The 8409-nt window shown below is 64.7% G+C and carries 6 protein-coding genes and 1 pseudogene; 5 read left to right on the top strand and 2 right to left on the bottom strand.

Translation table 11 applies throughout. The features are described from left to right. Positions 1–1057: 1057 nt before the first annotated feature. Together JOY90_RS39340 and JOY90_RS39335 are read right to left on the bottom strand one after the other, a co-directional pair. Positions 1058–1918, bottom strand: coding sequence for an EamA family transporter (locus JOY90_RS39340; RefSeq protein WP_291696463.1), 861 nt, complete (start codon positions 1916–1918; stop codon positions 1058–1060). 70 nt (positions 1919–1988) lie between these two features. Continuing rightward, positions 1989–2603: a TetR/AcrR family transcriptional regulator gene (locus JOY90_RS39335; RefSeq protein WP_291696462.1), complete on the bottom strand. Its 615-nt coding sequence runs from the start codon at positions 2601–2603 to the stop codon at positions 1989–1991. 215 nt (positions 2604–2818) lie between these two features. Between JOY90_RS39335 and JOY90_RS39330 the strand changes: the two genes are divergently transcribed. The 5 genes and pseudogenes from JOY90_RS39330 to JOY90_RS39310 form a co-directional block, all read left to right on the top strand. Beyond that, a complete protein-coding gene (locus JOY90_RS39330) occupies positions 2819–3565 on the top strand; it encodes an alpha/beta hydrolase (RefSeq protein WP_291696461.1) in 747 nt (248 codons plus the stop codon). A 123-nt stretch (positions 3566–3688) separates the two neighbouring features. After that, positions 3689–4927, top strand: a complete 1239-nt coding sequence (locus JOY90_RS39325) for an FAD-dependent monooxygenase (protein ID WP_291696460.1) — start codon at positions 3689–3691, stop codon at positions 4925–4927. A gap of 228 nt (positions 4928–5155) precedes the next feature. Next, complete coding sequence (xylB, locus tag JOY90_RS39320) at positions 5156–6601, top strand: xylulokinase (RefSeq protein ID WP_291696459.1); 1446 nt, start codon at positions 5156–5158, stop codon at positions 6599–6601. 108 nt (positions 6602–6709) lie between these two features. Further along, the gene (locus tag JOY90_RS39315; RefSeq protein ID WP_291696458.1) at positions 6710–8236 is read left to right on the top strand and encodes a sugar ABC transporter ATP-binding protein; all 1527 of its coding nucleotides are present in this window, start codon (positions 6710–6712) and stop codon (positions 8234–8236) included. Next, positions 8226–8409 (top strand): annotated as a pseudogene (locus tag JOY90_RS39310) (ribose ABC transporter permease); the annotation flags it as partial. The gene JOY90_RS39315 and the pseudogene JOY90_RS39310, both read left to right, overlap by 11 nt.

Genomic DNA, 8409 nt, shown 5'->3' with positions numbered 1-8409 from the left:
CCTCCACGCCCGTGACGACCGCGGATCGCCCCTCTGCACGAGGCGGGATGGCGCGCATTATGCCTCTGATTTGGGGTCGGCGTCAAGTCATTTTCTGAAAATCGGAATATGCACATTGCAACGACGTGGCACGATGGAAAAATCGCGCGTCAGAGACGCGCTCTCCGTGAGAGGTGCAGGAACCTGATCGTCTAGCACCTCTGCACGGAAGCTTTGACGGATGACGGGGCTGCACTGCAGATTCCCCTAACGTCCAGGATTGATGAGGGCCGAGCCGCTTTGAACGGACCACTGGCGCAACGGGGCCGCCGTGACGATGCACTGATTTGATAGCCGGTGTACCCCAGATACCTGTCAACGCGACGAGTCGGCAGCCGTGGGCCAAAAGCAGCGATCTGGTCAGGAGGCAGAGAGCAAACATCAGATGATGTGCGCCTTGGCTGGTTGACCCGAGAACGCATTTCACGCCGATAGGTGGGCAAAACACATCGGATAGCTGGATCAGCCATGTTGCCGGCGTCCAAACGAACGCAAAAACAAGCGGAAGGGTGCCGTGAGAAAATACACCCACTGCAATCACGCAAATGGCGCCGATCAGCCCCACCAGCAAATGCAAGACCATGCGCATTAGGCCCCCGGTATCTGTTCTGAACTTGCGGCGCGAGGAGGTCGGCTCTCGGCAACTGGTGTAGCCCGGAGGTCATCACCAGCACAAGGAGGAGACTGCTTCGGGTCATGGGCTGGCTTCCCAAATGGGTTGGTGGCACGGCCGCTGTACCCCAGACAGCTGTCGACTTGTTGCACCTCAATTTTGGCAGCCCTGGGCCACGGACATGCAACGCGCGTGGAGCTACTTGATTTTAGCCAAGCCCAATGAAGTCAAGCCCGGCGCCAAGGGTCATCTCGCAGCGCCTGTTAAACCACTCCCATATTATTGGCTCTTTCCTGTTTGCCAACCAACAACGAGTGTACGAAGATTCCGAATTGTCCCCGCTCTGGTTTCCGAACCTTCTGACAAATCCGACGCCATCGATTTCACGCCACGACGCTTCCGGATTCAAATCGGTCGCACGCTCGGCCTGACTTGTGTGATGGCGACACCGGAGATCGCCAGCAGCCCACCGACAATCAACTTCGGGGTCATGCGGTCGCCAAGGAACAATACGCTCGAAATCAACGCGAACACCGGAAGCAGCAGACCGAAGGGGGCGACGCGGCCCATGGAGCAACGGGCGATCAGCCAGAACCAAAGGCCGAACCCAACGATTCCTCCCATGAAGATCGTGTAGGCGAGCGCCAGCCAACCACGTTCATCCGCCGCGACAAGGCTCGCCACTTGGCCATATTCGAGAAGCAACGACATCAACATGACCTGCGGCACCGTGAACAGCGACGACCACCCCATCAACATCAGGGGATCAAAAGGGCCGTAGCGTTTCGTCAAGACGTTGGATAGCGCAAACGCGAGGGCTGCCCCGACCACAAGCAGCAGCGGAAGCGCGTTTGCCGACAGGCCAGGCTCCGCCGCCAACACGACCACTCCGACGAATGCAAGCACCACTCCGGCGGAGGTGGTGAGAGACGGCCTCTCCGCGAGCAGCGGCCAGGCTAACAGGACGGTGAAGGGCGTGGCGAGTTGATACGCGACGGCCGACATGCTTCCCGAGCCGAGCCCAAGGCCCACATAGAAGAGCCCGAAGTTCAGCCCACCAAGGAAAAACGAAATAGCTGCGATAGGGCCGAACTGTTGACGCGCGGGCCTCTTGATGAACGGAACGAGCAGCAGCGCGATGGCCAGGAAGCGCAGTGCGAGGAAGAAAAGAGGCGGAAACTCGGTTACGCCCACCTTGATGGCCACGAATTGATAACCCCAGAGCAGGGGAACGGCCATTGCGCAGACGATCTGGATAGCAGACATGGCATTCTTCCTTTCAAGACCGATCAGTCTAAATATCGGCGCGCCAACACCGGAGGCGTCCATGGGTTGTCTACTTGAGGAAGCGACCGAGAAGAGCGTCAGCGGTGGCTCGCGATGTGTTCCGGGTCGGTGCCGTTTTGCCGACCACGCGCAGCCCCTCAACGAAACAGACGAGAATTCGGGCGACACTCGAAGGCTCAACGCCATCGGCTAGCTTGCCCGCCGCCTTCGCACGGGAAAGTGCATCCGCCACCCTGGCCTCCATGGCCTCGAAGAAGCTCGCGACGCGACGGCCGACTTCGGCATCCTGGCCGGCCAGTTCCATCGCTGTGGCCACCAGCAGGCATCCGCGCCGACCATTGGCACCGCTCGTACGGTCAACGTAGCCGGCAAGATAGGCCCGCAGGCCGTCGACCGGTTCCCTGCCGGGGTCGAATTCGACATCTATCCGTGTCAGGGCATCGGCAATGTAGCGATCAAGCGCACGCAGGAAGAGCGAGTGCTTGTCACCGAAAGCGGCGTAGAGGCTGCCACGCGAGAGCTTCGTCGCACGAAGAAGGTCCGGGAGCGCCGTGGCGTGATAGCCGCGCGACCAGAACACACCCATTGCGCGTTCGACGGCGGCTTCCACGTCGAAACTTCGGGGGCGGCCACGGGGCAATCGCACTGGGTTTCGGTCGGTCATCGCCGATATATAAACCAATTGGTCCAGATATGGCAAGTGACGACTCTGGGTCGAGGAAAGCCCTTCCCGACTACAGACGTGCCGAGCCTTGCCCGATGCCGCAAATCCGGTCCAAAGAAAACCTGCAAGCGGCTTTCCGCGCCAAGGCCGAGGGGATACATTCGGCGCTCTGCGCCCACGCCTGTGCGACATTGTCGTTTGGGGGAATGGCTTCGATGACGATTGTTCTTGTTCACGGAAATCCTGAAACCGACGCGATCTGGGACGACCTCGTCCCACATCTGCGCAGTGGCGACGTCGTTCGCCTGTCTCCGCCCGGATTCGGCGCCGCAATCCCTTCCGGCTTCGACTGTTCCACCGACGCGTATCGCGACTGGCTCGCAAGCGAACTCACCAGATTGACACGACCGATCGATCTCGTGGGGCACGACTGGGGCGGGGGGCATGTCATGCGGATCGCAATGGAGCATTCAGACCTGATCCGATCCTGGACGAGCGATATCTTGGGCTGCTTCGACGCGGACTACGTCTGGCATGACATGGCACAGGCCTGGCAGACGGCGGAGATTGGCGAGCAAGCGGTTGCGCAGATGCTCAGCCTGCCTGCCGAGGCCCGCGCCCAGCGCTATGAGAGCTTGGGCATGACCTCGGCGATCGCGCGGAAAGTGGCTGCGGGTGCGAACAGCGACATGGGCCAGGCAATCCTGGCGCTGTACAGATCGGCTGCTCAGCCGGCGATGCGCGATCTGGGAACCCGGTTGCCGCAGGCAGCCGCCAAACCGGGCCTGGCGCTGATTGCGACGGAAGATTCCTATTGTGGCGGGGAGACGCTGGCGCGCCGCTCCGCCGGGCGCGCCGAGGCAAAGCTAGCCGTCCTGAAAGGTGCGGGTCACTGGTGGATGTGCCAGCAGCCGCAACAAGGGGCTGACGCGATCAACGCGTTCTTGGCAGACCTGGACTAGGTCAAACGGCATTCCCCGCATCTCGACCCGACGCCTTGATCAACAGCCTGCCGCAACGCGCATGCGGACTTGATGGTGTGCGAGCTTTCAGGGATGATTGCTCGACATCACGGAGGGCGCTCGATGCGTCATGCGGACCCGGACATCGTCATTGTCGGCGCGGGAATTGCCGGCGGCGCACTAGGCACAGTGCTGGCGCGAGCCGGTTTCGGGGTGACGCTGCTCGAGCGCGAGAGCAGTTATCCCGACCGCGTGCGCGGCGAGTTCATGGCGCCCTGGGGTGTCACCGAACTTGCGAAGCTCGCACTCCTGCAGCCGTTGCGCGAAGCGGGCGCCGTATTTACCAGACGCAACATACCCTATGACGAGAACTTCGCTCCGGCAGAGGCCGAGGCGCGCGCGCTCGATCTGACCAGGATGCACCCGGAAGCGCTTGGTGCGCTCTGCCTCGGCCACCCGGCGACCTGCGCCGTCTTCGCGCAACTCGCAACCGCGGCCGGCGCCACCTTTCTGCGTGGCGCCGGCGACATATCGGTCATTTCGGGATCGCGTCCGCTCGTCAGTTGCACGCATGACGGGACGAAAGTCGAATTCAGGCCGAGGCTCGTGATCGGCGCCGATGGACGCAATTCGAGCCTTCGCAAGGAGCTGGGCTTCACGGTGAATGCCGATCAGCCGCGCAACCTGCTTGGAGGCATGCTCGTCAAAGGCGTGCCGTCGTGGCCGCGCGACGTCCAGGTGATAGGCGTCGAAGACCGCTTTCACTTCCTGGTATTTCCGCAGGGTGACGATCTCCTGCGCCTTTATGGCAGCTATCATTTCGCGGACAAGTCGCGCTTCGACGGTCCGACTCGCCGCGCGAAGTTGATCGAAGCCTTTGGCAAGCTCACGTGTCTGCCCTATGCCGAGGCGATTGCCGCATCGACTCCGATCGGGCCCTTCAACGCGTTCTCGAACGAGGATCACTGGATCGACGATCCCACCTGCCCGGGCGTAGCATTGATCGGTGACGCCGCCGGGCACAACGACCCGATCATCGGCCAGGGCCTCTCGATTGCGCTCCGCGACGTGCGCCTGGTCAGCGAGCTCTTGCGTGACGCCAAGGCAGCGGGGCAAGAGCCCGATTTCAGGCCCTATGTGGAAGAGCGCGCCGAACGAATGCGCAGGCTTCGGATCACCGCCCAGGTCGCGACCACGCTTCGCGTCGAGTTCGGTCCGCAAGCGCGCGAGCGACGCGCGCGTGCCGGAAAGCGCATGGCGGCGGGTCAGCTCGCACCGCTTCCGGCGAGTCTGATCGGCCCGGAGCGCCTTCCAGCCGAAGCCTTCTTGCCCGAAACGATCGAGAGGCTGCTGGAGTCCTGATGCTCGGCCCGTGCTCGCAGCACGAACCGTCCGAGTCTCCGTGCAGAGATATTAGCTGCGCTCGAGCAATCGACGATCGCCCAGCCCCGGCGGTGCCCGACATCGCGATGACCGCATCGCCGCTCCCTGGCGCTCGTTGCCTATCGCTATTGACGCACGATCGCCGCATCTGTTCGATAGCGGCGATCCGTTGCGTCGAACCACATCGCGCGTCAGGCGAGCAGCACCATGTATCTCGGTATCGATCTCGGCACCTCGGCGGTCAAGACCATTCTGGTCGATGATACGCAACGCGTGATCGCGAGCCGAAGCCAGCCGCTGACGGTGAGCTCTCCGCATCCCGGCTATTCCGAGCAGGACCCACGGCAGTGGATCGATGCCACCTTCGCGACGCTGGATGGGTTGAACGCGGATCACGCCGCCGAATTGGCTGAGGTCGAGGGCATCGGCCTGTCGGGCCAGATGCACGGCGCCACCCTGCTCGATGCGAGCTTCATACCGTTGCGGCCCTGCATTCTCTGGAACGACGGGCGCTCCGCCGCCGAATGCCGATTGCTGGAGCAACGCTGGCCGGCGCTGCGGGCAACCACCGGCAACAAGGCGATGCCCGGCTTCACTGCGCCGAAACTCCTGTGGATCGCGGCGCACGAGCCGGAGCATTTTGCGGCCACCCGGCTCGTCCTGCTGCCCAAGGCCTATCTCCGGCTGGTTCTGACCGGCGAAGCGATCGAGGATGTCTCGGATGCCTCGGGAACCCTGTGGCTCGACGTCGCGCGCCGCGACTGGTCGGACGATGCCTTGTCGGCGACCGGCTTGTCGCGTCACCAGATGCCGCGCCTCGTCGAAGGCTGCGCGCCGGCGGCGCGGCTCAGAGCCGAACTGGCGCAGCGCTGGGGCATGACCAAAAGGCCGATGCTCGCCGGCGGCGCCGGCGACAACCCGGCCGGCGCCGTCGGCATCGGCGCGATCAAGCCGGGAACCGCGTTCGTCTCGCTTGGAACCTCCGGCGCCCTGCTGACGCCCAGCTCCATCATCGCCGGCAATCCCGAGCGCGCCGTGCACACCTTCTGTCACGCCATTCCATCGATGTGGATGCAGGCCGGCGCGATCCTCTCGGCGGCCTCGTGTCTCGCCTGGCTCGCGCGATTGCTCGGGACGTCCGAAGCCGATCTGCTGGCGCCGCTCGGTTTGCATCCCGTCGCGCCGTCGCCGGTAAGCTTCCTGCCCTATCTGTCCGGCGAGCGGACGCCGCACGACGATCCGAACGCACGCGGCATGCTCGACGGGCTGAGCCACGGCACCGATCGCAGCGCGATCGTGCAGGCCGTGCTCGAGGGCGTAGCGTTCGCGATCGCCGACTGCCGCGACGCGCTGGCGGCGACCGGCACCGTCATCTCGGAAGCCGATGCGATCGGTGGCGGCTCCCGGTCGCGGTTCTGGTTGTCGGTGCTGGCCAACGTCCTGAACATCCCGATCCATCGATTTACCGACGGCGAGACCGGCGCGGCGTTCGGTGCGGCGAGACTGGGGCGGCTCGCCACAACCGGCGAGCCGATCGAAGCCGTCTGCACGCCCCCGCGCCGCGTCGAGACGTTCGAGCCCAGGCCCGCGCTGGTCGATGCCTATGCTGCGCGGCTGCCGAATTGGCGCGAACTGTATCGTCCGCGCCACTGATGCGGCTTCTTCGGTATTGCGAGGTCCCGCCGCGTTTTGTTTAATGAGCGCCCCGCGCTGCCAACCAGCAAGCCGCGGATGAGAACGCATGGGGCGCCGGGAGGCACGATGGGCGATCCGATCCTCGAGATGCGCGGGGTTTCCAAGTCCTTCTTCAGCATCAAGGCGCTGCGAACCGTCGACCTCACGGTATACGCGGGGGAAATCCATGCCCTGATGGGCGAGAACGGCGCCGGCAAATCCACCTTGATGAAGATCCTGTCGGGCGCCTACCGGCCCGATCCCGGCGGCGAGATCCGCATCGAGGGCAAGCCGGTGCACATCCACGGGCCGCTCGGCGGGCGCGCGGCGGGCATCTCGATCATCTACCAGGAGCTCTCGCTCGCCCCCAATCTGAGCGTCGCGGAGAACATCTATCTCGGCCGCGAAATGTCGCAGGCCGGCCTGCTCGCCCGCGGCGCCATGCGCGCCGGCGTCGGCCCGATGCTCGACCGGCTCGGCGCCGATTTCACGCCGCAGACCCTGGTGGCGCACCTCTCCATGGGCCAGCGCCAGCTGGTCGAGATTGCGCGCGCGCTGCATGCGCGGTCGAAGATCCTGATCATGGACGAGCCGACCACCGCGCTGTCGGCCGGCGAGACGGAGCGGCTGTTCGCGCTGATCCGTCAATTGCGCGCCGAGGGGCTCGCCATCATCTACATCTCGCACCGCATGGACGAAGTGTATGCGCTCGGCGATCGCGTCACCGTGCTGCGCGACGGCCGCCTCGTCGGCTCGCTCGACAAGCCGAAGATCCGTGCCGACACCATCGTGCGGATGATGGTCGGGCGCGAGGTCTCCTCCTTCTACAAGAAGGACCACGACCCGCAGGCGGGATCGGGCGCCCCCGTGCTCGCGGCCATCGATCTCGCCGACGGCCGGCGCGTCAAGGGCTGCTCGCTCACCGTGCGCGCCGGCGAGGTGGTCGGGCTCGCCGGCCTGATCGGCGCCGGCCGCACCGAGCTGGCGCATCTCATCATCGGCGCCGCGCCGATGACCGCGGGCCATATCGAGCTCGAAGGCCGGCCGATCACGATCCGCACGCCCGGCGAGGCGCTCGACGCCGGCATTGCCTACCTCACCGAGGACCGCAAGGCGCTCGGCCTGTTCCTCGACATGTCCTGCCTCGACAACATCAACCTCGCCGTGATCGGGCGGGATGCGAAGCTCGGCACCATTCTCGATCGCGACAAGGCCCGCGACCGCGCCAACCAGGCTTTTGCGACGCTCGGCATCCGCGCCGCCAATGTCGGGGTCACCGCCGGTGCGCTGTCCGGGGGCAACCAGCAGAAGGTGCTGCTGTCGCGGCTCCTGGCCACCACGCCAAAAGTCCTGATCCTGGACGAGCCGACGCGCGGCGTCGACGTCGGAGCCAAATCCGAGATCTATTCGATCATCGACAATCTCGCCAAATCCGGCACCGCGATCCTGGTGATCTCCTCCGACCTGCCCGAGATCATCGGCATCTGCGACCGCGTCCTCGTCATGCGCGCGGGCCGCATCGCGGGCGAGATCACGCGCGGCCCGACCTCGCCGCTGAGCCAGGAGGACATCATGGCGCTGGCCACCGGAACGGAAGAGCTCCATGCCTCCTGACGCTTCTCCGCAAGTCGAGACCGCCGCGGCCACCGCGCCTGCCTCCGAAGCCGCGCAGGAGACGAGGCGCCAGCGCCTGCGTTTGATCGTCCGCGCCGCCGGCATGCTGCCGGTGCTGCTGCTGTTATGCATCGGCTTCCATTTCCTCTCCGACGGCCGCTTCTTCACCGGCC

The organism is Bradyrhizobium sp. (genome assembly GCF_019242285.1).
Classification (GTDB): domain Bacteria; phylum Pseudomonadota; class Alphaproteobacteria; order Rhizobiales; family Xanthobacteraceae; genus Bradyrhizobium.
Note: the sequence above shows the minus strand (reverse complement) of the source record. Positions and strands in the feature narration are given on the sequence as shown.